Genomic DNA, 20,640 nt, shown 5'->3' with positions numbered 1-20,640 from the left:
CGGATTCGGCTCAGACAGGTGGTTGGTTCAGATCGGTAAGCACACGGCGCCGGCTCACCATGAAGGCTCCAGGTCCGCCGCAGGCGGGCCGCCGGTGAAGCCCGATCGTCCGAAGCCACCACTGCTCGGCGACCGCTACCAGATGACCATCCCCATCCGCCGTGACGGTTCGGGGATCATGTGGCAGGCCCATGACCTGCTGCTGAAACGCGACGTCGCGATCAAGGAAGTCCAGCCGCCCCACCGCACCGACCGGCTCGACATGGAGCTGTCCCGGCGCAAGGCGCTCAGCGAGGCCCGCTCGGCGGCCCGGCTCAGTCACCCGGCCATCATCACGATCCACGACCTGCTGGAGGAGAACGGCCGTCTCTGGATCGTGACCGAATTCCTCGAGGGCCTGACCCTCAAGCAGACCATCGAGCACCTCGGCTCGCTTCCCGTCCACTGGTCGGCCTGGATCGGCTACCAGCTGCTCGCCGGCGTCCGGCACGCCCACGACGCCGGGGTCGTGCACGGCGACATCAAACCGGGCAACGTGCTGCTGACCGGCGACCGGGTCGTGCTGACCGACTTCGGCATCTCCGCCCTCGGGCACGAGTCGACCGCACGCGCCGCCCGCTCGGTCGACTTCATCGCGCCCGAGCGGATGGCCGGCCAACCCGCCAGCCCGGCCGCCGACCTGTGGTCGGTGGGCGCGACGATCTACGCCGCGGTCGAAGGGCGCCCGCCCTACCCCGCCACGGGCGCCACGGTGCTCGGCCTGACCTCGGGCCTTGAGCACGATCCCCCGTCGAAGGCGGGGGCGCTGCTGCCGGTGCTCGACGGGCTGCTGCGCCGGGGGGCGCGCGACCGCCTGCCCGGCAGAGACGTGTCGATGCTGCTGGCGGGGTTGCTGCACCGTGAGGGCATCGCGGCGGCGACGCCGGGGCGGCGGGCAGACTATCTGCCGCCCGACGCCTTTACGATGTAGATTCCAAGTCGCCCTCGGCGTCCAGGAACGCCTGCTGGAGCGCGGCCATGATCTCGGGGTCGGGCTCCGCCCACATGCCGCGGCCGGCCGCCTCGAGCAGCCGCTCGGCGATGCCGTGCAGGGCCCAGGGGTTCGACTCGGCCAGGAACTTGCGGTTCTCCTCGTCGAGAACGTAGGTGGCGGCGATCTTGTCGTACATCCAGTCGGCGACCACTCCCGTGGTGGCGTCGTAGCCGAACAGGTAGTCGACGGTGGCGGCCAGTTCGAAAGCGCCCTTGTAGCCGTGGCGGCGCATGGCGGCCAGCCAGCGCGGGTTGACCACGCGGGCGCGGAAGATGCGGCTGGTCTCCTCGGTGAGGCTGCGGGTGCGCACGGCCTCGGGCCGGGTGGAGTCGCCGATGTAGGCCTTCGGGTCGCGGCCGGTGAGGGCGCGGACGGTGGCGATCATGCCGCCGTGGTACTGGAAGTAGTCGTCGGAGTCGGCGATGTCGTGCTCGCGGGTGTCGATGTTCTTGGCCGCGATGTTGATCCGCTTGTACGCCGACTCCATGTGCTCCCTGGCGGGCACGCCGTCGATGCCCCGGCCGTACGCGAAGCCGCCCCAGACGGCGTAGACCTCGGCCAGGTCGCGGTCGTCGCGCCACGTGCGGCTGTCGATCAGGGGGAGCAGGCCGGCGCCGTAGGCACCGGGGGCCGAGCCGAAGATGCGCAGCGTCGAACCGTCCGCCTGGACGTGGTCGCGGATGTAGTTGCCCTCTTCGTCCAGGTCGGCGACGAGTTTGACCGCGTCGTCCATCATCGCCACCACGTGGGGGAAGGCGTCGCGGAAGAAGCCGCTGATGCGGACGGTGACGTCCACCCTGGGGCGGCCGAGCTCGCCGGAGGGGATGATCTCCAGACCGGTCACGCGGCGGGAGGCGTCGTCCCAGACCGGGCGGACGCCCAGCAGCGCGAGGACTTCGGCGATGTCGTCGCCGGCCGTGCGCATGGCGCTGGTGCCCCAGATGGACAGGCCGACCGAGCGGGGCCACTCCCCCGTGTCGGCCTTGTAGCGCTCGACCAGCGACTCGGCCATGGCCTGGCCGGTCTCCCAGGCCAGACGGCTGGGGACGGCCTTGGGGTCGACGGAGTAGAAGTTACGGCCGGTCGGCAGGACGTTGACCAGGCCGCGCAGCGGCGATCCGCTCGGGCCCGCCGGGATGTAACCGCCTTCCAGGGCGTGCAGGACGTTGGTGATCTCGTCGGCGGTGCCGTTCAGGCGCGGGACGACTTCAGTGGCGGCGAAGCGCAGGATGTCCCCCACGACACCTTCCGCGGTGACGGCATTCGGGTCCCAGCCCGCCGCCTCCATCGCGGTGACCAGCTCACGGGCTTCGGCCTCGACCGCGTCGACGTCGGCGCGGGCGTCGCCCTGTTCGGTCAGGCCCAGCGCCTGGCGCAGGCCGGGGAGTGCCTGGTCGCCGGCCCACATCTGCTTGGCCCGCAGGATCGCCAGGACCAGGTCGACGCGCGGCTGTCCTTCCGGCACCTGGCCGAGGACGTGGAGGCCGTCGCGGATCTGGACGTCCTTGACCTCGCACAGCCAGCCGTCGACGTGCAGGAGGAAGTCGTCGAACTCGGCGTCGTGGGGGCGGTCGTCCAGGCCGAGGTCGTGGTCGAGGCGGGCGGCCTGGATCAGCGTCCAGATCTGGGCGCGGACGGCCGGGAGCTTGGCCGGGTCCATGGCGGCGATGGAGGCGTGCTCGTCGAGGAGCTGCTCCAGGCGGGCCATGTCGCCGTAGGTCTCGGCGCGGGCCATCGGGGGCACCAGGTGGTCGACCAGGGTGGCGTGGGCGCGGCGTTTGGCCTGGGTGCCCTCGCCCGGGTCGTTCACCAGGAACGGGTAGATGAGCGGGAGGTCGCCGAGGGCCGCGTCCGGGCCGCAGGCGGCCGACATACCGGCCGACTTCCCGGGGAGCCATTCGAGGTTGCCGTGCTTGCCGACGTGCACGACGGCGTCGTACCGGTTCGACAGCCAGTGGTAGGCGGCCAGGAAGTGGTGGCTCGGCGGCAGGTCGGGGTCGTGGTAGATGGCGATGGGGTTCTCGCCGAAGCCGCGCGGCGGCTGGACCATGACGACGATGTTCTCGTCCTGGAGGGCGGCCAGCACGATGTCGTCGCCGTCGACGAACAGCTCGCCCGGGGCGAGGCCCCAGTGCCGCTCCATCGCCTCGCGGAGCTCTTCGGGGAGGCTGTCGAAATGTTCCCGGTAGACGTCTTTGTGGATGCGGACCGGGTTCCCGGCGAGCTGCTCGTCGGTGAGCCAGTCGGGGTCCTGGCCGCCGGCGGCGATCAGGGCGTGGATGAGGGCGTCGCCGTCCTGGGCGGCCACGCCGGGGAAGTCGCCGATCTTGTAGCCGGCCTCGCCCATGGCCCTGATCAGCCGGACCACGCTGCGCGGGGTGTCGAGGCCGACGGCGTTGCCGATGCGGGAGTGCTTGGTCGGGTAGGCCGACAGCATGATCGCCACGCGGCGCTCGCCGACGGGGATGTGGCGCAGGCGGGCGTGCCGGACCGCGATGCCCGCCACCCGGGCGGCGCGTTCGGGATCGGCGGCGTAGACGGTGAGGCCGTCGGGGTCGATCTCCTTGAACGAGAACGGGACCGTGATGATCCGGCCGTCGAACTCGGGGATGGCGATCTGGGACGCCGCGTCAAGCGGGGACAGCCCGTCGTCGGCGCCATCCCAGGTGGCGCGGTCGGTGGTCAGGCAGAGTCCCTGGAGGATCGGGATGTCGAGGTCGGCGAGCTCGCCGACGTCCCACGCCTCGTCCTCGCCGCCCGCCTGCGAGGCGGCGGGCCGGGTGCCGCCGGCCGCCAGCACGGTGACGATCAGGGCGTCACACTGCCGCAGCGTGTCGATCAGGCCGGGCTCGGCGGTGCGGAGCGAGGCGCAGTAGACCGGGAGAGGTCGCGCACCCGCCTGGGCGATGGCTTCGGACAAAGTCTGGATGAAAGAGGTGTTGCCGGCGACATGGTGGGCGCGGTAATAGAGGATCCCGACGACAGGCGTCGCATGTCCGGAAATTTCCGGACTGCGCGGAGCGCTGTCCGGATGCCCCGCGCCTGGCTCGGAGACGTGGACCTCGGGTTCTCGCGACTCCCCCTGCGGGTGATCAGAGAGCGGCGCCGCAGCCAGAGGCTCCTCGACGAGAGCACCCGCGAATTCGCCGAGCCCCCACGACGGCAGTGCGGCCGGTGGGGCGAAGCCGTTGCCCGTCAGCAGCAGGGTGTAGCTCAGGAAGTGGTGCAGTTCCGCCAGGTTCGAGGGGCCGCCGTGGGCCAGGTAGGCGTGGGCCTCCGCGCAGACACCGCTCGGGACCGTCGAGAGCTCCATCAACTCCGCGTCCGGGGCCTGCTCGCCGCCGAGGACCACGACCGGCTTTCCACTGGCCAGCAGAATGTCCAGGCCCTCTTCGTAGGCCCGCCGGCCGCCCAGCAGGCGCACCACGACCACGTCGGCGCCGTCGGCTAACGCGGTCGGGTCGGGGGTTCGGGAGGGATTCGCCAACTGGTAGGGCGCGCCGCTCGCTCGGGCGCTCAGAAGGTCGGTGTCCGATGTGGACAGCAAAACAATCATGACGAAGCCCTCCCTCGGGGTCCGCGCCCCGGGTCGTGTTTCCAGGTGACGGCCGAGTCTCCTGGCTCCCGGATCAGGGCTCACCCCGGCCTTCCCTGTGACAGTGGCCGTTGGTGGGGTTCGCTCCCCGGTGACAGTGGCGGGACCGCGCCGGATTCACACCGGCTTCCTCGTTTGTGCCGTCGCCCGATGAGACTACGGGACTCCCCCGGCTTGCAAGACCCACGGGGGGCTTTACCATCCTCGACGTGGCCATTACCGGACATTCCTCGCGTGACGCATGTCCCGGCGCGCTGCAGGTCCACCATGCGGCCGACGGGCCGCTGGCCCGGGTCCGGCTGCCCGGGGGCGACCTGACGGGGGCGCAACTCGCGGTACTCGCGACCTCCGGCGGAGGTGTGCTGGAGCTGACGTCGCGAGCGAACGTACAGGTCAGAGGTCTGAAAGATCCGGCGGCGTTCGCGGCGGCGATCGCGGCGGCGGGGCTGCTGCCGTCGGCTTCGCACGAGCGGGTGCGCAACATCATCGCCTCGCCGTTGTCCGATTCTGCCGCGTTCCGTCGGCTGATCCGGGAGCTGGACGCGGCGATCTGCGCGGTGCCGGAACTGGCTGATCTGTCCGGGCGGTTCCTGTTCGCGGTCGACGACGGGTCAGGGGATGTGGCGGGTCTCGGCGCCGATGTGGTGCTGATGTCCCGCAGTGAGCACTTCGCCGTCTTCGCCGGAACCACCGATCTTCTTTTACGGCTACCGCCCACTGAGGCCATCCACGAAGCGGTCGAAGTCGCACAGAACTTCCTGAGGCTCTCCGAGGGCGCGTGGCGCGTCCACGACCTGCCTCGGGAGATCTTCCCCGGCGTCCCGGCGGAATTGTCCAAGCCCCGGACCAGCGGCTACGTCGGCGATTTCGGTGAGACGACCGGGGCGCTGGTCCCCCTGGGCCGCCTGACCGCGGAGCAGGCGATGGTGCTGGCCGAGGCCGAATGGCTGCGGATCACCCCGTGGCGCACCCTCCTCGTCCCGAAGGGCACGCGCCTGCCCGAGGGGCTGATCACCGATCCGGAGAGCCCGTGGCTCCACGTCACCGCCTGCACCGGCTCGCCGGGCTGCGCGAAGTCGCTCAGCGACGTCCAGGCGGACGCGCGACCCATCGGCGCCCCCGTCCACTGGTCCGGCTGCGCGCGGAGATGCGGCCGGCCCCGGGGCGAGGTCGTGGACCTGATCGCCACCACTTCCGGCTACCAGCGGAGAGCATCGTGACCTATATCAAGGACGGCGCCGAGATCTACCGCCAGTCCTTCGCCACCATCCGCGCCGAGGCCGACCTGTCGGCCCTGCCGCCCGACGTGGCGCGGGTGGCGGTCCGCATGATCCACGCCTGCGGGATGACCGACCTGCCGGGCGACATGGCCTGGTCGGACGGGGTCGTCGCGGCGGCCAGGAAGGCGCTGGACGCGGGCGCGCCCATCCTCTGCGACGCGAACATGGTCGCGGCGGGGGTGACGCGGAAGCGGTTGCCGTACAGGAACGAGGTGGTCTGTACCCTCGCGGACCCGCGCGTGCCGGCCCTGGCGGCGGAGCTCGGGACCACCCGCAGCGCGGCGGCGCTGGAGCTGTGGCGCGAGCGCATGGGCGGCGCGGTGGTGGCGGTCGGGAACGCGCCGACGGCGCTGTTCCGGCTGCTGGAGATGGTCGCCGAAGGGGCGCCGCGACCGGCGGCGGTGATCGGGATCCCGGTGGGGTTCATCGGCGCGGCCGAGTCGAAAGACGCGCTGGCCGCCTCTGACCTGGAGTTTCTGGTGGTACGCGGTCGCCGTGGCGGCAGCGCGATGACGGCGGCGGCGCTCAACGCCATCGCCAGTGACGAGGAATGATGACGGGCACGCTCAACACCGGCTCACTCGACAAGGGCACGCTTTACGGCGTGGGCCTCGGGCCCGGCGACCCCGAACTGGTGACCGTCAAGGCGGCCCGGCTGCTCGGCGAGGCCGGGGTGATCGCCTATCACAGCGCCCGGCACGGCCGCAGCATCGCCCGCTCGGTCGCCGCCCCCTACCTGCGCGAGGGCCAGATCGAAGAGGCCCTGGTCTACCCGGTGACGACGGAGACGACCGATCATCCGGGCGGCTACCAGGGCGCCCTCGACGAGTTCTACGCCACCTGCGCGGCCCGCCTGGCCGCCCACCTGGACGCGGGCCGTGACGTGGTCGTCCTGTGCGAGGGCGACCCGCTGTTCTACGGCTCCTACATGCACATGCACAAGCGCCTGGCGGCGAGCTACCCGACCGAGGTGGTCCCGGGCGTGACCTCGATCAGCGGCGCCGCGGCGGCGCTGGGCCGCCCGCTGGTCGAACGCGACGAGACGCTGACGGTCCTGCCCGGCACCCTCCCCGTCGAGGAACTGGTGGCCCGGATCGGCGAAGGACCGGTCGCGATCATGAAGCTGGGCCGGACCTTCACCAAGGTCCGCGCCGCCCTGGAGGAGGCGGGCCGCCTCGACGACGCCTGGTACGTCGAGCGCGCCACCACCGGTGCCCAGCGCCTCGCGCCCCTGCGGGACGTCGACCCGGAGTCGGTCCCCTACTTCTCCCTGGCGTTGCTGCCCTCCCCCGTCGGCGTCCCGCTCCCCCTGCCCGAGCGCCCGATCCAGGAGGGCCCCGGCGAGGTGGCCGTCGTCGGCCTCGGCCCCGCCGGTCGTTTCTGGCTGACCCCCGAGGCCCAGGACGCCCTGGCCACCGCCGACGAGCTCGTCGGCTACGGCCCCTACCTCGACCGCGTCCCGCCCAACCCACGCCAGAAGCGGCATCCCACCGACAACCGCGTCGAGGCCGAACGCGCCGAGCACGCTCTGTCCCTGGCGCTGGCCGGATCACGGGTCGCGGTGGTGTCGTCGGGCGACCCCGGCGTGTTCGCGATGGCCTCGGCCGTGCTGGAGGCCGCCACCCAGGAACGGTTCGCCGAGGTCCCCGTGCGGGTCGTGCCCGGACTGACCGCGGCGCACGCCGTGGCGGCCCGCGTCGGGGCGCCGCTGGGGCACGACTATTGTGTGGTTTCACTGTCGGACCAGCTCAAGCCATGGGACGTGGTCGCCAGGCGGATCTCCGCAGCGGCCTCCGCCGACCTGGTTCTCGCGATCTACAACCCGGCGTCCAAGACCCGGACGTGGCAGGTCGGGGTGGCGCGCGACCTCCTCCTTGAGCACCGTCCGGCGGCCACGCCGGTCGTCATCGGGCGGGCGGTGGGGACCCCTCAGGAGAGAATCGTGGTGACGACTCTTGGCGACCTCGACCCGGCGGAGGTGGACATGCGCTGCCTGCTGATCATCGGCTCCTCGACGACCCGTGTGGCCAACGGCGTGGTGTTCACGCCGCGCCGCTACCCGGCATGAAACGCGTCTTCATCCTCGGCGGGACCGCCGAGGCACGCGAACTGGCGGCCCGGCTGCACCCCGAGAACGTCGTGGTGACCTCGCTGGCCGGCCGGGTCAAGGAGCCCCGGCTGCCCGTGGGCGCCGTCGTCATAGGAGGGTTCGGCGGGTCGCTGGGGCTGGCCCGGTGGCTCTGGGAGCATCCCGTCGATGTGGTGATCGACGCCACGCACCCGTTCGCGGCGAAGATGTCCGAGGCGGCGGCGGAGGCGTCCGGGATGACGGGGATCCCCCTGCTCGGGCTACGGCGGCCGGGGTGGACGCAGGAGCCCGGGGATGACTGGCGGTGGGTGTCCTCCCTGGAGGAGGCGGCGCGGTCGCTGCCGGGGAAGCGCGTCTTCCTGACGACCGGGCGGCGGAGTCTGGCGCTGTTCGACGGGATTCCCGGGGTGTGGTTCCTGGCCCGGTCGGTCGATCCACCGGAGGAGCCGGTGGCCATGGAGGTGATCCTGTCGCGGGGGCCCTACTCGGTTGAGGGGGAACTGGCCCTGATGCGGGAACACCGGATCGACACCCTGGTGACCAAGGACAGCGGCGGGGAACTCACCCGCGCCAAACTGCGGGCCGCCCGCGAGCTGGGGATCCCGGTGGTGATGGTACGACGGCCTCCGGTGCCGTCCGAGGTCACTTACGTGGAGACGGTGGCCGAGGCGGTCGACTGGGTGCACGTCCACGAGTAGAGCCGGGCATGCGCGGCCGGGTCGTCGGTCTTCCGGTGGCCGGGGGCCGGCCGGCCGTGGTCATGCCTACCGGGCGACATTTCGGAAATGTCGCCCGACGAGCCTTTAGTGATGACATCTCGTCTCGGGCTGCTTAGCGGGACGAGACACTCATCCGAGCCTGGCGCGTGCGCAGCGGTCTGGCGCGCCACAGGGCTGGTCAGCGGGAGCCGGCGCGTGCGGAGCACGGCGCACCTCAGGGCCGCTAAGCAGGAGTGGGGCACGCGCGCAGGGAGATGGCGCGCCACGGGGCCGTTCAGCGCAAGCGGGCGCGTGTCATGGGGCAGGGCGCGCCCCTGGCGTTCAGCGGGAGCGGGCGGCCGAATAGAGGTGGCTGTCGGGGAACTGCTCCGCTGTCAGGACTTGGCCGACGATGATGACCGCTGTCCGCTTCACACCCGCTGCCCGCACCAATTCCGAAATGTCGCCCAGCGTGCCCCTGATAATGACTTCATCATCACGGGAGGCATAGGCGACCACCGCGACCGGGCAGTCGTGTCCGTAGGTTTCCGTCAGCTCCGCCGCCACGGGTTCGATGCGCTGGACAGCCAGGTGGAGGACCATCGTCGCCTTCGAACGGCTCAAGGTCGTGAGGTCCTCGCCCGGCGGCATGGGGGTGGCGCGTTCGGAGGTGCGGGTGAGGATGATCGTCTGGGCCACCCCCGGGACCGTAAGCTCGCGCTTCAGTGAGGCCGCCGCCGCCGCGAAGGCGGGGACACCCGGGACGACCTCGTAGGGCACTCCCAGGGCGTCGAGGCGGCGCATCTGCTCGGCCATGGCGCTGAAGACCGACGGATCGCCCGAGTGGAGCCGGGCCACGTCGAGACCCTGCTCGTGGGCGGTCACCATCTCGTCCAGGATCTGGTCGAGGTTCAGGTTCGCGGTGTCGACGATCCTTGCCCCCTCGGGGCAGCGGGCCAGAAGTTCGCCGGGGACGAGCGAACCCGCGTACAGGCAGACCGGAGACGTCTCGATCACCCGTTGCCCGCGCACAGTGATGAGATCGGCCGCGCCGGGGCCGGCTCCAACGAAACGGATCACGCGGTGTCCTTTGGTATATCGGGTTCTGATTCCCGGCCATCAATTGCCCGGCCCTACATCGCTGAGCCCTGGGTTGTGCGGCCCTGTATAGCTGAGCCTTGGGCCCGCAGCTCTGCATCGCTGAGGCTTAGCGACCCGGCCCTGCATCCCTGAGTCCTGGGTTACATGGCCTTACGTTGCGAAATCCTGCGGTTTGCGGGTTGACCAGATTGTCACGGGCATGGCGGGGCGCCAGCCGGTGAAGCCGCCCACAGGGGCGGCCCGGCTGACGGACAGGCGGGTGAGGTCGCCGCCCTTTTCCTTATGCCATCTGGCCAGGACGGTTTCCGATTCGACCGTGACCGCCGTCGCGACCAGGCGGCCGCCCGGTTTGAGGGCCTGCCAGCAGGTCTCAGGCACGCCCTCCGCGGTCAGGCCGCCGCCGATGAAGACGGCGTCGGGGGGGTCCAGGGCCGCGAGGGCGTGCGGGGCCGTTCCGGTGACGACCTTCAGGGTCGGTACGCCCAATCTCCCGGCGTTCCCCGCGATGCGCGCCGCCCTCTCGGGGTCGCGTTCCACGGTCACCGCGCGGCACGACCGGTCGGCGCGCATCCACTCGATGGCGATGCTGCCCGCGCCGCCGCCGACGTCCCAGAGGAGGCCGTTCGGCTGGAGGAAGGCCATGACGACCGCTCTGATCTCGCGTTTGGTGAGCTGGCCGTCATGATCGTAGGCGTCGTCGGGCAGGCCGGGGACGATCGGGAGCGGGTCGGCCGCGACGCATTCCACCGCCACGACGTTCAGCGGGTCGAGGTCGTCGCGGATCGGGCCGATGCGCTCACCGGGACCGCCCAGTTGTTCGAGGACGGTGAGCGCGCTCTGGTCGTACCCACATGCCTGGAGGGCCTCGGCCACGGCGGCGGGAGAGCCGCTCCCCTCGCTGAGGACGATGAAGCGGCGGCCGGGGGCGAAGACGGCGCTGAGCGGGCGGCCGACCATGCTGACGACGGTCACCGACTCGACGGGCCAGCCGAGCCGCGCGCAGGCGAGCGACACCGACGACGGGTGCGGGATCACCCGCACGGACGGGATGATCTTCGCGATCGTGGCGCCGATGCCGTGGTGCATGGGGTCGCCGCTGGCCAGTACGCAGACGCGTTTTCCGCTGGCCAGGAGTTCGCGCAGGGCGGGCAGGAGCGGTGAGGGCCATTCGACGATGTCCGCCGGCATCTCCGGCAGCAGCGACAGCTGGCGACGGGAACCGGCGATCACGTCGGCCTTGGCGACGGCTTCGCGGGCCGCCTCGCCGAGGCCCGGCCAGCCGTCGGCGCCGATGCCGACGACGACCACGTCAGTCACGCCGCACGTTCCCCAGCTCACGCGTGATCTTGATCTCGATGACCACCCGGAGCGGGTTGGGCTTCGGCTCGCGGTAGCGGGCCGTGTAGAGCCGCACGGCCAGCGCGACCGCCTCGGGGTCGTCGTTCACCGTCGCCACGCCCTCCAGCGTCGACCAGCGGCCGCCGTCGACCTGGCAGACGGCCACCCGGGTCCCGCCGTTCCGGACGTTGCGCACCTTCTGGGACGTCGAATAGGTGATGACCCGGGCGATGTCGCCGTCGAGGGTCACCCCGACGGGGACCACGTGAGGGCTGCCGTCGGCCCGCAGGGTCGTGAGCGTGCACAGGTGCCGCTCGGTCCAGAACTCCTCGAAGCTCATCCGCACTCCTTGACGAATCGCGTCGCTGCCTCCGGCGTCCCCGCCCAGTGGAGGTGCAGGTAGGACGCCAGGATCCGCCCGGCAGCGTACCCGTCGGCGCCGCCTCGCCAGCGATAGACCCGCTCACCGGGGAGCTCGGTGACCGTCCGGTGGAACTCGTGTCCCCTGACCCGCTCGCCGGCCCGGCCGATGACGGTGTCCTGGGTGACGACGGCGTCGCGGTAGCCGAGGGTGAGTTTGGGCGACATTTCGGATTTGGCATCGATGCGACCGACCATCGGGTGGCCGTCGAGCTCTCTGGCCAGGTAGAGGAGGCCGCCGCACTCGGCGAGGATCGGCCCGTCGAACGCGGCGATCCGCTGTTTCAGCCGGTCGTTGGCGGCCAGCTCGTGGACGTGCATCTCGGGGAACCCGCCGGGAAGGATCAGGCCCTTGGTGCCTTCGGGGAGCTGTTCGTCGCGAAGCGGATCGAAGGGGACGACCTCCGCACCTGCGGCTTCGAGAAGCTCGGCCTGCTCGGCGTAGCCGAAGGTGAACGCGGGCCCACCGGCGACGGCCACCACGATCTTCCCGGACGACCCGGAAGGTTGAGCGGAGAGTCGTCCAGCTGAGCTTTCGGGCTGAACGGATTTTCCGGGCGAACCGAAGGCTCTAACCGGGAACTGTCCAGTTGACCTGGAGGCCTCGGCTGAGAGCTGTCCGGCCGAACGCAGAAGTTCGGGTCCGGCTGAGCTATGGGGCTGAGCCGAGTTCTCGCCAGCGGTGGCCGACCCTTCCCCCCTCTCAAAGCGAGGGCTCCAGGGTTCCCCGGCCAGGGGCGGGGCGGTGTGGGCCAGATGGACCAGGGCTTGGAGGTCGCAGCCCCTGGCCACCAGGTCGCCCAGGCGTTCCACCGCCTCGACGGCCTCGCGGCGGCGTTCGGCGACCGGGATCAGGCCCAGGTGGCGGGACGGCGTCTCGATGCCGGGCGTGCGGCGGATGACGCCGAGGACCTGGACGCCGCTGTGGTCCAGTGCGGCCCGGCAGACCTCCTCGTGGCGGTCGGAGCCGACGCGGTTGAGGATGACGCCGCCGATCCGCACCCGCGTGTCGAAGCCGGCGAAGCCGTGGACCAAGGCGGCGACCGACTGGCCCTGGCCGGTGGTGTCGACGACCAGCACCACGGGGGCGTCGATCAGCCGGGCCACGTGCGCGGTCGAGGCGTAGCCGTCCGGGAGGCCGTCGAACAGGCCCATGACGCCTTCGACGATCGCGATGTCGGCGTCCCGTGCGCCGTGCAGGAAGAGCGGCGCGACCAGCTCCTCGCTGGTGAGGAACGGGTCGAGGTTGCGGCCGGGGCGTCCGGTCGCCAGGGCGTGGTAGCCGGGGTCGATGTAGTCGGGGCCCGCCTTGTGCGGGGAGACGGTCAGGCCCGCTTTGACCAGGGCGGCCATCAGGCCGGTCGCGATCGTGGTCTTGCCCGCTCCCGACGACGGCGCCGCGATGACCAGCCGGGCTACCATTCGATGCCCCTCTGGCCCTTCTGCCCGGCGTCCATCGGATGGCGGACCTTGGTCATCTCGGTGACCAGGTCGGCGAACTCCACCAGGTCGGGGTGGGCGTCCCGTCCCGTGATGACGACATGCTGGGTTCCGGGGCGGTTCCGCAGGGTCTCGATGACGTCGTCGACCGGGATCCAACCCCATTTGATGGGGTACGTGAATTCGTCCAGGACCAGCATCTTGTACGTCTCGGCGGCGAGATCCCGCTTGATCTGCGCCCAGCCCTCACGGGCGTTCTCCGCGTGGTCGTCGTCGGACTTGCGGATCCACGACCACCCGTCGCCCATCTTGTGCCAGGCCACCGGGGGGCCGATCGCGCCCAGCGCCGTCAGCGCGGACTCCTCGCCGACCTTCCATTTGGCCGATTTGACGAACTGGAAGACGCCGATCGGCCAGCCCTGGTTCCAGGCGCGCAACGCCAGCCCGAAGGCGGCTGTCGACTTCCCCTTGCCGGGGCCGGTATGCACGATGACCAGCGGCCTGGTGCGGCGCTGGCGGGTGGTGAGGCCGTCGTTCGGGACGTTCTCCGGTTGACCTTGCGGCATCTCAGGCGGCTTTCATGACGTGGGCGACATCGGACAGGCCGACGACCGGCGCGTCGAGCCGGAACGCCAGCTTCGCGGCCAGGCCCAGGCGGACCGGGCCGGACTCGCAGTCGACGACGACGCAGGCGGTGTCCTTCAGCAGGGTGGTCGCACGGTCGGCGTCGCCCGAGGTGGCGCGGCCGTCGGTGACGACGACGACGAGCGGTCGCCTGGCGGGGTCTCGCAGGCGCTCGATCCGCAGGACCTCGGCCGCTTTGATCAGACCTGCGGCGATCGGGGTGCGGCCGCCCGTTTTGAGCAGGCGCATCCTGGCGGCGCCCGCCTCCACGGAGGAGGTCGGGGGAAGGATCAGTTCGGCGGAGGTGCCCCTGAAGGTGATCATGCCGATCTTGTCGCGGCGCTGGTAGGCGTCCAGGAGCAGGCTCAGTACGGCTGCCTTGACCTCGCCCATTCTCTTCCGCGCGCCCATGGAGCCGCTGGCGTCGACCACGAAGAGGACGAGGTTGCCCTCCCTGCCTTCACGGATGGCTTCCCGGAGGTCGGTCCGGACGACCGCGCCCTGTCGCCAGCCCCTCAGAGCCGCCGCGCGGAGGGTGGCCATGAGGTGGACCTGGGTGACCTTGGCCTTCGGGGTGCGGGAGCCCACGGTGCGGCCCCGGGCCGAGCGGCCCCGGGAACGGCGGCCGGGGGCGCCCCCGCCTACGCCGGGCACGGAGAAGAGGCGGGCCTTGTAGGGGGCGCCGGGGACCTGGAACGACTCGGCGGCCTGGCCCTCGCCGGTTTGAGAGGAGTTCGGCTCGGCGTCGTTCGAGTCCGGGCCGAGGTCGGGCTGGTTCTGTCCAGAAGGGCGTTGGTCTGCCTGGCCTTGGGCGCTCTTGTTCTGGGGTAGCTGGTCCTGATTTCCAAGCCCGTCCTGATGTCCGGGCCCGTCCGGGTTTTCGGGTCCGTCCGGGTTTTCGAGCCCGTCCTGATTGAGCTCGTCTCCACCGCTTGGATCGTCATCCGGCGGGTTCGTGTCGTCCGGGTCTTCGGGGTCGTCCGGGAGCTGGTTGAGGAGTTCGTCCAGTTTGTTCTCGTCGAGGCCAGGCGCGTCGAAGGGGTCTCTCCGGCGGCGGTGGGGCAGGGCGAGGCGGGCTGCCTCCCGTACATCCCGGGTGGTGACCTTGTCCCGGCCGGCCCAGGCCGCGTGCGCGACCGCCGCGTGGGCGGTGACCAGGTCGGCGCGCATCCCGTCGACCTCGAAACCCGCGCAAACGGTCGCGATCTGCTTGAGCGCGGCGTCGGGGAGACGTACCGACTCCACCCGCTTCCGCGCCTCGGCGATCCGGGTGGCGAGGTCGCTCTCCCGGCTGTCCCAGTCGGCGGCGAACGCGTCGGGGTCGCGTTCGTAGGCCATCCGGCGCCGGATGACCTCGGCCCGCTCACCGGGATCGCGCGAGGCCCGGACCTCCACGGTCAGCCCGAACCGGTCGAGAAGCTGGGGCCGCAGCTCCCCCTCTTCCGGGTTCATCGTGCCGGCCAGCAGGAAGCGCGCGGCGTGCCGGACCGACACGCCCTCGCGCTCGACGTAGCAGGTCCCGAGCGCGGCGGCGTCGAGCAGCAGGTCGACCAGGTGGTCGTGCAGGAGGTTGACCTCGTCGACGTAGAGCACCCCGCGATGCGCGGCGGCCAGCAGTCCGGGCTCGAACGCGGCGACGCCGTGCGCGAGGGCCTTCTCCAGATCGAGCGACCCGGCGAGCCGATCCTCCGACGCGCCGACCGGCAGCTCGACGAGCCTGGCCCGGCGCGTCTCGCTCCCGCCGTCGTGGGGTCCGTCGGGGCATTCCTTGTACGGCGCCACGGGGTCACAGGCGAACCGGCACCCCGGCACCACCTCGACAGACGGCAGCAGCTCGGCGAGCGCCCGCACGATCGTCGACTTCGCGGTGCCCTTCTCCCCCCGGACGAGCACACCCCCCACCCGTGGCGACACGGCGTTGAGGATGAGCGCCAGTTTGAGGTCGTCCATCCCGACAACAGCGCTGAACGGATAGGTCACTCCCGAGTTCCTTTTCTTGAGGCAGATTCACTGCAACCGCAGATTCCACCGGCCACCCACCCCGGTGAGCAGGGCACGCCCCAGTGGCGGCACGTCGACACGCTGATAGTCCGCCCCCGTGGCCACCGAGACGGCGGCCCGCACCACGGCGGGGTGAGTGAGCCCGAGCACCGGCCCGTCGTGAAGCCCGCCGAGCCAGCCCCGCACCCGGTCGATGAGCGCGGTCACGGACTCCCCGCCATGGGGAGCGGCGTCGAGATCCCCGACCCACCGCGCCAGCCCGACAGGATCGATCTCGGCCAGCCGCTTTCCCCGCCAGGTCCCCATGTCGAGATCCCGCAGATCGGGCGCGGTCTCGGCATCGGGAAGAAGATCACACCGGGTTTCGGGCCCTCGCAGCACCCGAGTCGAAGGCGGCCGTGCCAGCGAGGGCCGGCCGCCGTCCAGCGGCTCGTCGGCCAGGGGGAACGCGCCTTCCCGCTGGCCGACGGTGAGCGGGTGCGCCATCAGCGTCACCCGCACCGCCTTCATGACCGCCCTCGGCACGGCCCGACCCGTGCCGCCCTCATGACTGACCTCATCGCGACCCCCCACCGGTTCGGGCCGCGGCCGTCACGGGTCAGACCCGCACCGGCCGCCGCGCCGACAGCAGGGCGAAGACCGAGCCGAGCACGCCCCAGAGCACCGCCTGCATGCCCAGCGACGACACCCGGAAGTTCCAGAGCAGCACCGCCGGGAACTCCTGCGGCACCTCCTGAATGGCCGGCAGCACCGCGTAAGCGACCCCGACGATCACCAGGAACGCCGGGACGGCCGCGACCCACCCGAACCGCCGATGGATCACCGCCCCCGCCCCGAGCGCCAGCAGCCCGATGACCAGCATCACCACGTAAAGGACGGTGCGCTGCCCGATGGTCTCCGGGTCACCGACGGCGGGCGGGTTGCCCGGATACTTGAGGAACGGCACCAGCACGATCGCCAGGTATCCCCCGGCGGCCAGCGTGACCGCGAGCGTCTGCTCGTTGGCGGGCCCGAAGCGGCCCTTGACGAAGGCATAGGCGAGCGCGAACAGCCCGCCGATGACCAGGCCGTAGAGGGTGGTGGCGAGGAAGAGCCCGAAGGCCTGCCCGCCCCGGCTGACCAGTTCGTCGGCGTGCGAGTGACCCGCCCCTGCGGCGGCCTCCTCGATCGCGATGGCCTGGTCGATGAACGGCTCCCCGACGAGGAACCCGAAGAGTCCCGCGAGCAGCCCGGCGACGGCTCCGGCGCCGAGGCCCCGGAGGAAGAAGTCTTTGATCATCAGTGGCAGGGAACGCCGAGAAGGTGACGGCCGTCGTGCATGAGCTCATGCAGGAAGTCACCGCTCGAGGCGAGCAGCCCCGCCGAGTCCATCGTCACCAGGTAGGCGACGATCAGTAGTACGGGCACCGCCGCCGACCAGGGCAGCAGGTTGCGTACGGGAATGGATGGGGAGCTGGAAATCTGGCTCACGCCACGATCCTCCTCCGGGATTGCGCGTCCCTGTCGTAGATCAACGTGGCGGGTGGTGACCTGACTTTCCATCGGATGATGGATCACAGTGGCGCGACCGCACCGGACTCTCACCGGTTTCCCACACGCCGCCACAATTCCCGGCGAACGTATCCCGATATGCCGAAACCCGTCAAGGCGACATGATCCCGGCCCTTTACGAAGTAGATCAGAGGATTACGCCATGTCAGGTCACAAGGCCGGCCGCGCACACGCGTGAGAGCCCGTGGCCGCATGGCCACGGGCTCTCACGAAAGTCTCAAGCCGGGTTAGGAGTCGCCGGTCAGCGCCTGGACCAGCTCGGCGGCTGTGCGGCACCGGTCGAGCAGGTCTCCCACATGGGCCTTCGTGCCGCGCAGGGGCTCAAGGGTGGGCACCCGCTGCAGGGACTCACGGCCCGGGATGTCGAATATGACCGAGTCCCAGGACGCCGCCGCGACGGAATCGCTGTACTGCCGCAGGCACCGGCCCCGGAAGTAGGCGCGGGTGTCGGTGGGCGGCGTGTCGATAGCACGCTCCACGTCGTCTTCCGTAACGAGGCGCTGCATGCGACCCCGCTCCACAAGACGGTTGTAAAGCCCGCGCTCCGGCCGGATGTCGGCGTATTGGAGGTCGACGAGCTGGAGCCGGGGGTGCGACCAGGGCAGCTTGTCGCGGGTGCGGTAGCCCTCGAGCAGTTCGAGCTTGGCCACCCAGTCGAGCTCCCGGGAGAGCTGCATCGGGTCTTCGGCGAGGCGGGTCAGCACCGACTCCCACCGGTTGAGCACGTCTTTGGTCATCTCGTCGGCGTTGGAGCCGTAACGGTCTTCGACATATTTGCGGGCCTGCTCCAGGTACTCCATCTGGAGCTGGATGCCCGTCATCTTCCGCCCCGACCGCAGCGTGATCACGTGCTTCAGGGACGGGTCGTGAGAGATCGCCCGCAGCGCGGCCACAGGCGACTCGACCGACAGGTCGACCGTGAGGAAGCCGTCTTCGATCATCGCCAGGACGAGCGAGGTGGTGCCGAGCTTGAGGTAGGTCGAGATCTCCGACATGTTCGCGTCGCCGATGATCACGTGGAGCCGGCGGTATTTCTCCGGGTCGGCGTGGGGCTCGTCGCGGGTGTTGATGATCGGGCGCTTGAGGGTCGTCTCGAGGCCCACCTCGACCTCGAAGAAGTCGGCGCGCTGGGAGATCTGGTAGCCGTCGCTGCGCGAATCCTGGCCGATGCCGACCTTGCCCGCGCCGGCGAAGACCTGGCGGGAGACGAAGAACGGGGTCAGGTGGCGCACGATGTCGGCGAACGGGGTCGCCCGGCGCATCAGGTAGTTCTCGTGGCAGCCGTAGCTGGCGCCCTTGGAGTCGGTGTTGTTCTTGTAGAGCTGGATGGGCGCGTTGCCCGGCATGCCCGAGGCGCGAACCGCCGCGTCGTGCATGACCCGCTCGCCCGCCTTGTCCCAGATGACCGCGGCCCGGGGGTTGGTGCACTCGGGCGTGGAGTATTCGGGGTGGGCGTGGTCGACGTAGAGCCGGGCGCCGTTGGTGAGGATGACGTTGGCCAGGCCGAGGTCTTCGTCGGTGAGCTGGCTGGAGTCGGCTACCTCACGGGCGAGGTCGAACCCCCGGGCGTCGCGGAGCGGGTTCTCCTCCTCGAAATCCCACCGGGCTCGGCGGGCGCGCGCGGCCGAGGCCGCCAGGTACGCGTTGACGACCTGCGACGAGGTCACCATCGCGTTAGCACCTGGTTGACCGGGCACACTGATGCCGTACTCGGTCTCGATGCCCATCACCCGCCGGACTGTCATGCGCACCCCATGGCCTGTCGTTCCGCCGTTTATATCCCGAGCCTAGCCCCTTCACTATGCCCGGCCACCAGACAGTTACGGCACCGATGCCTGGCGTTGTTCCACAGGGCTCCTGCCCATCAGACGGCGTAGCAACCGCTGACCAGGGCGATCAACAAGCCGGTATACAGCATACGACAGAAGAATCGATGCCAGCATCGTGCCCCCGACGAGCAGCCACGGGTTTATAGATTCCCGGAATTCCGGGATAAGTACCGCCGAGACGCTCTGATGTACCAGGTAGAGGGGGTAGGTGAGCGCCCCCACCGTGGTCAGCGCCCGCCACCTGACCCAGCGAAGCCACCCGAGGGCGACGGCCGCCATGAGCAGGTAGATGACCGTGATCCAGGCGATGATGGCCGGGGGCGGCGCGGGGAAGTTCTTGAGCCCCACGAGATCGATCCGGTTCTGCATGCGCTCCAGGGCGGCGTACAGCGAGCAGGCGTAGCCGACCAGGACGAACCCCCACCGGGTGACGGTCGAGCCCTCCCGGTGGATCAGGTAGAAGGCCATGCCGGCGATGAAGTAGGGCGCCGTCCGGGGCATCACGATCTCGGTGACGAGATCGTCCTGCAGCCACTCGGCGAAGATCGCCGCGGCCAGCCACACCCACATGAACCCCAGGGCCCGCCGCAGGTTGACCCCCATGATCACGATGATCGAGATCAGGAAGTAGAACTTCAGCTCCACCCAGAGGGACCAGAACACCCCTCCGGCCGGAATGACGCCGAACGCCTCCTGCAGCATCGTGAGGTTGATCGCGTACCCGGCCGCGTCCAGATTGGGCTTGAAGGCCTCAACACTTGTGTACGTGTAGAGCACGTACAAGGCGATCACAGTGAACCAGTAGGCCGGATAGAGCCGGGCGAACCGGGACACGGCGAAGCGCCGCAGGCTGTGACCCCAGGCGCTCATCAGGATGACGAACCCGCTGATGAGGAAGAACAGCTCGACCCCGAGGATGCCGAGCGTGGTGAAGTACTTGACCGGCGCGAACAGCTCGACCGGCGAGGCGTCCCAGAGCGACCGCGACGCGGCCATGAAGTGGAACGCCATGACGGCGAACGCGGCGATGAACCGGAGCAGGTCGAGCTCGACCAGCCGAGGCCGCCGCACCGGCGGCGCGAGCCCCGTCTCCGCCCTGGCCTCCGGCCCGGGAGGCGGTGGCGCGGCCACCCCGCCCCGCCGCCGCCCGCCACCACGCCCAGCGGGCGCCTCCCGCTCAAGAGCGGCCACGTCCTGAGATAACCCCAGGAACTGCCCGGTCACCGGCGCCTCAGCGCCGCCGTTCCACGTACCGGGCCCAGGAGGGGCCGTCGCCAGGCCAGCCGCAGGCGGCCAGGCGCGCGCGTCCACGGGGGCGGCCCCTGGCCTACTCGGCCAGGCAGGCACGCCCACAGGACCGGAAGGAGGCACACCGGGCCCACGCGCATCCGCGGCTATGGCATCGGTTCCAGCCGGCCACGCGGGGAGATCCGTCGAACCAGAAGGCTCGACCGGAGGTCCACCGGGCCACGCACGCGCATCTACCGCGGGGGCCTCAGGCTCAGCCGGCCACGCGTGAACCCCGGTCGAACCCGCAGGCTCGGTCGGCCAGGCGGGTGCAGCCGGGGCGGCGGCTTCAGGCCCGGCCGTCCACGGACGGACATCCGCGGTCGGCGTGGCAGCGGGCCCCTCCGGGTTCGC

17 protein-coding genes and 2 riboswitches are annotated in these 20,640 nt (G+C 70.7%); of the genes, 5 read left to right on the top strand and 12 right to left on the bottom strand.

Features of this window, described 5'->3' with window-relative positions; all coding sequences use genetic code 11:
* Positions 1–94 precede the first annotated feature (94 nt).
* Positions 95–970, top strand: a complete 876-nt coding sequence (locus tag AW272_RS22165; RefSeq protein WP_066368402.1) for a serine/threonine-protein kinase — start codon at positions 95–97, stop codon at positions 968–970.
* Here AW272_RS22165 and AW272_RS22160 read toward each other — a convergent pair.
* Positions 960–4,589 carry a cobaltochelatase subunit CobN gene (locus AW272_RS22160; RefSeq protein WP_066368400.1) on the bottom strand — a complete coding sequence of 1,210 codons (3,630 nt, stop codon included), beginning with the start codon at positions 4,587–4,589 and terminating at the stop codon, positions 960–962. The two genes, AW272_RS22165 and AW272_RS22160, sit on opposite strands and share 11 nt — an antisense overlap.
* A gap of 33 nt (positions 4,590–4,622) precedes the next feature.
* A riboswitch (cobalamin riboswitch) is annotated at positions 4,623–4,788 on the bottom strand.
* A gap of 49 nt (positions 4,789–4,837) precedes the next feature.
* Here AW272_RS22160 and AW272_RS22155 point away from each other — a divergent pair.
* Genes AW272_RS22155 through AW272_RS22140 form a run of 4 tightly spaced genes read left to right on the top strand, consistent with a single transcriptional unit; the run spans position 4,838 to position 8,695 of the window.
* Positions 4,838–5,848, top strand: coding sequence for a 4Fe-4S domain-containing protein (locus AW272_RS22155; RefSeq protein ID WP_218011010.1), 1,011 nt, complete (start codon positions 4,838–4,840; stop codon positions 5,846–5,848).
* A complete protein-coding gene (locus AW272_RS22150) occupies positions 5,776–6,462 on the top strand; it encodes a precorrin-8X methylmutase (protein ID WP_083958560.1) in 687 nt (228 codons plus the stop codon). Before AW272_RS22155 ends, AW272_RS22150 begins: the two co-directional genes overlap by 73 nt.
* The gene (locus tag AW272_RS22145) at positions 6,462–7,976 is read left to right on the top strand and encodes a precorrin-2 C(20)-methyltransferase (protein WP_066368396.1); all 1,515 of its coding nucleotides are present in this window, start codon (positions 6,462–6,464) and stop codon (positions 7,974–7,976) included. The genes AW272_RS22150 and AW272_RS22145 overlap by 1 nt, the downstream gene beginning before the upstream one ends.
* A complete protein-coding gene (locus AW272_RS22140) occupies positions 7,973–8,695 on the top strand; it encodes a cobalt-precorrin-6A reductase (RefSeq protein WP_066368394.1) in 723 nt (240 codons plus the stop codon). Before AW272_RS22145 ends, AW272_RS22140 begins: the two co-directional genes overlap by 4 nt.
* Before the next feature lie 342 nt (positions 8,696–9,037).
* On the opposite strand, the gene cobM is transcribed toward AW272_RS22140, so the two are convergent.
* The 11 genes from cobM to AW272_RS22085 form a co-directional block, all read right to left on the bottom strand.
* Complete coding sequence (gene cobM, locus AW272_RS22135; protein WP_066368391.1) at positions 9,038–9,775, bottom strand: precorrin-4 C(11)-methyltransferase; 738 nt, start codon at positions 9,773–9,775, stop codon at positions 9,038–9,040.
* A gap of 171 nt (positions 9,776–9,946) precedes the next feature.
* On the bottom strand, positions 9,947–11,113 hold the full coding sequence (locus tag AW272_RS22130) for a bifunctional cobalt-precorrin-7 (C(5))-methyltransferase/cobalt-precorrin-6B (C(15))-methyltransferase (protein ID WP_066368389.1): 1,167 nt from the start codon (positions 11,111–11,113) through the stop codon (positions 9,947–9,949).
* Positions 11,106–11,474 (bottom strand): PPOX class F420-dependent oxidoreductase, encoded by a 369-nt coding sequence (locus AW272_RS22125; protein WP_066368387.1) that lies wholly within the window; start codon positions 11,472–11,474, stop codon positions 11,106–11,108. The genes AW272_RS22130 and AW272_RS22125 overlap by 8 nt, the downstream gene beginning before the upstream one ends.
* Positions 11,471–12,976: a cobyrinic acid a,c-diamide synthase CobB gene (locus tag AW272_RS22120; protein WP_066368384.1), complete on the bottom strand. Its 1,506-nt coding sequence runs from the start codon at positions 12,974–12,976 to the stop codon at positions 11,471–11,473. Before AW272_RS22120 ends, AW272_RS22125 begins: the two co-directional genes overlap by 4 nt.
* A complete protein-coding gene (gene cobO / locus AW272_RS22115) occupies positions 12,970–13,560 on the bottom strand; it encodes a cob(I)yrinic acid a,c-diamide adenosyltransferase (protein WP_066368382.1) in 591 nt (196 codons plus the stop codon). Before cobO ends, AW272_RS22120 begins: the two co-directional genes overlap by 7 nt.
* Before the next feature lies 1 nt (position 13,561).
* Positions 13,562–15,568, bottom strand: coding sequence for a VWA domain-containing protein (locus AW272_RS22110; RefSeq protein WP_066368644.1), 2,007 nt, complete (start codon positions 15,566–15,568; stop codon positions 13,562–13,564).
* A 57-nt stretch (positions 15,569–15,625) separates the two neighbouring features.
* Positions 15,626–16,144 carry a histidine phosphatase family protein gene (locus AW272_RS22105; RefSeq protein ID WP_218011009.1) on the bottom strand — a complete coding sequence of 173 codons (519 nt, stop codon included), beginning with the start codon at positions 16,142–16,144 and terminating at the stop codon, positions 15,626–15,628.
* 73 nt (positions 16,145–16,217) lie between these two features.
* The gene (locus AW272_RS22100) at positions 16,218–16,898 is read right to left on the bottom strand and encodes a CbtA family protein (RefSeq protein ID WP_066368378.1); all 681 of its coding nucleotides are present in this window, start codon (positions 16,896–16,898) and stop codon (positions 16,218–16,220) included.
* Positions 16,898–17,089, bottom strand: coding sequence for a CbtB domain-containing protein (locus tag AW272_RS22095; RefSeq protein WP_066368377.1), 192 nt, complete (start codon positions 17,087–17,089; stop codon positions 16,898–16,900). The genes AW272_RS22100 and AW272_RS22095 overlap by 1 nt, the downstream gene beginning before the upstream one ends.
* Positions 17,090–17,094: 5 nt before the next feature.
* A riboswitch (adenosylcobalamin (AdoCbl) riboswitch) is annotated at positions 17,095–17,238 on the bottom strand.
* 159 nt (positions 17,239–17,397) lie between these two features.
* The gene (dop, locus tag AW272_RS22090) at positions 17,398–18,915 is read right to left on the bottom strand and encodes a depupylase/deamidase Dop (RefSeq protein WP_083958559.1); all 1,518 of its coding nucleotides are present in this window, start codon (positions 18,913–18,915) and stop codon (positions 17,398–17,400) included.
* Positions 18,916–18,990: 75 nt separating this feature from the next.
* On the bottom strand, positions 18,991–20,190 hold the full coding sequence (locus AW272_RS22085) for an acyltransferase family protein (RefSeq protein ID WP_245657671.1): 1,200 nt from the start codon (positions 20,188–20,190) through the stop codon (positions 18,991–18,993).
* Between the last annotated feature and the right edge of the window lie 450 nt (positions 20,191–20,640).

The organism is Herbidospora mongoliensis (assembly GCF_001570545.1).
Lineage (GTDB): Bacteria > Actinomycetota > Actinomycetes > Streptosporangiales > Streptosporangiaceae > Herbidospora > Herbidospora mongoliensis.
Note: the sequence above shows the minus strand (reverse complement) of the source record. Positions and strands in the feature narration are given on the sequence as shown.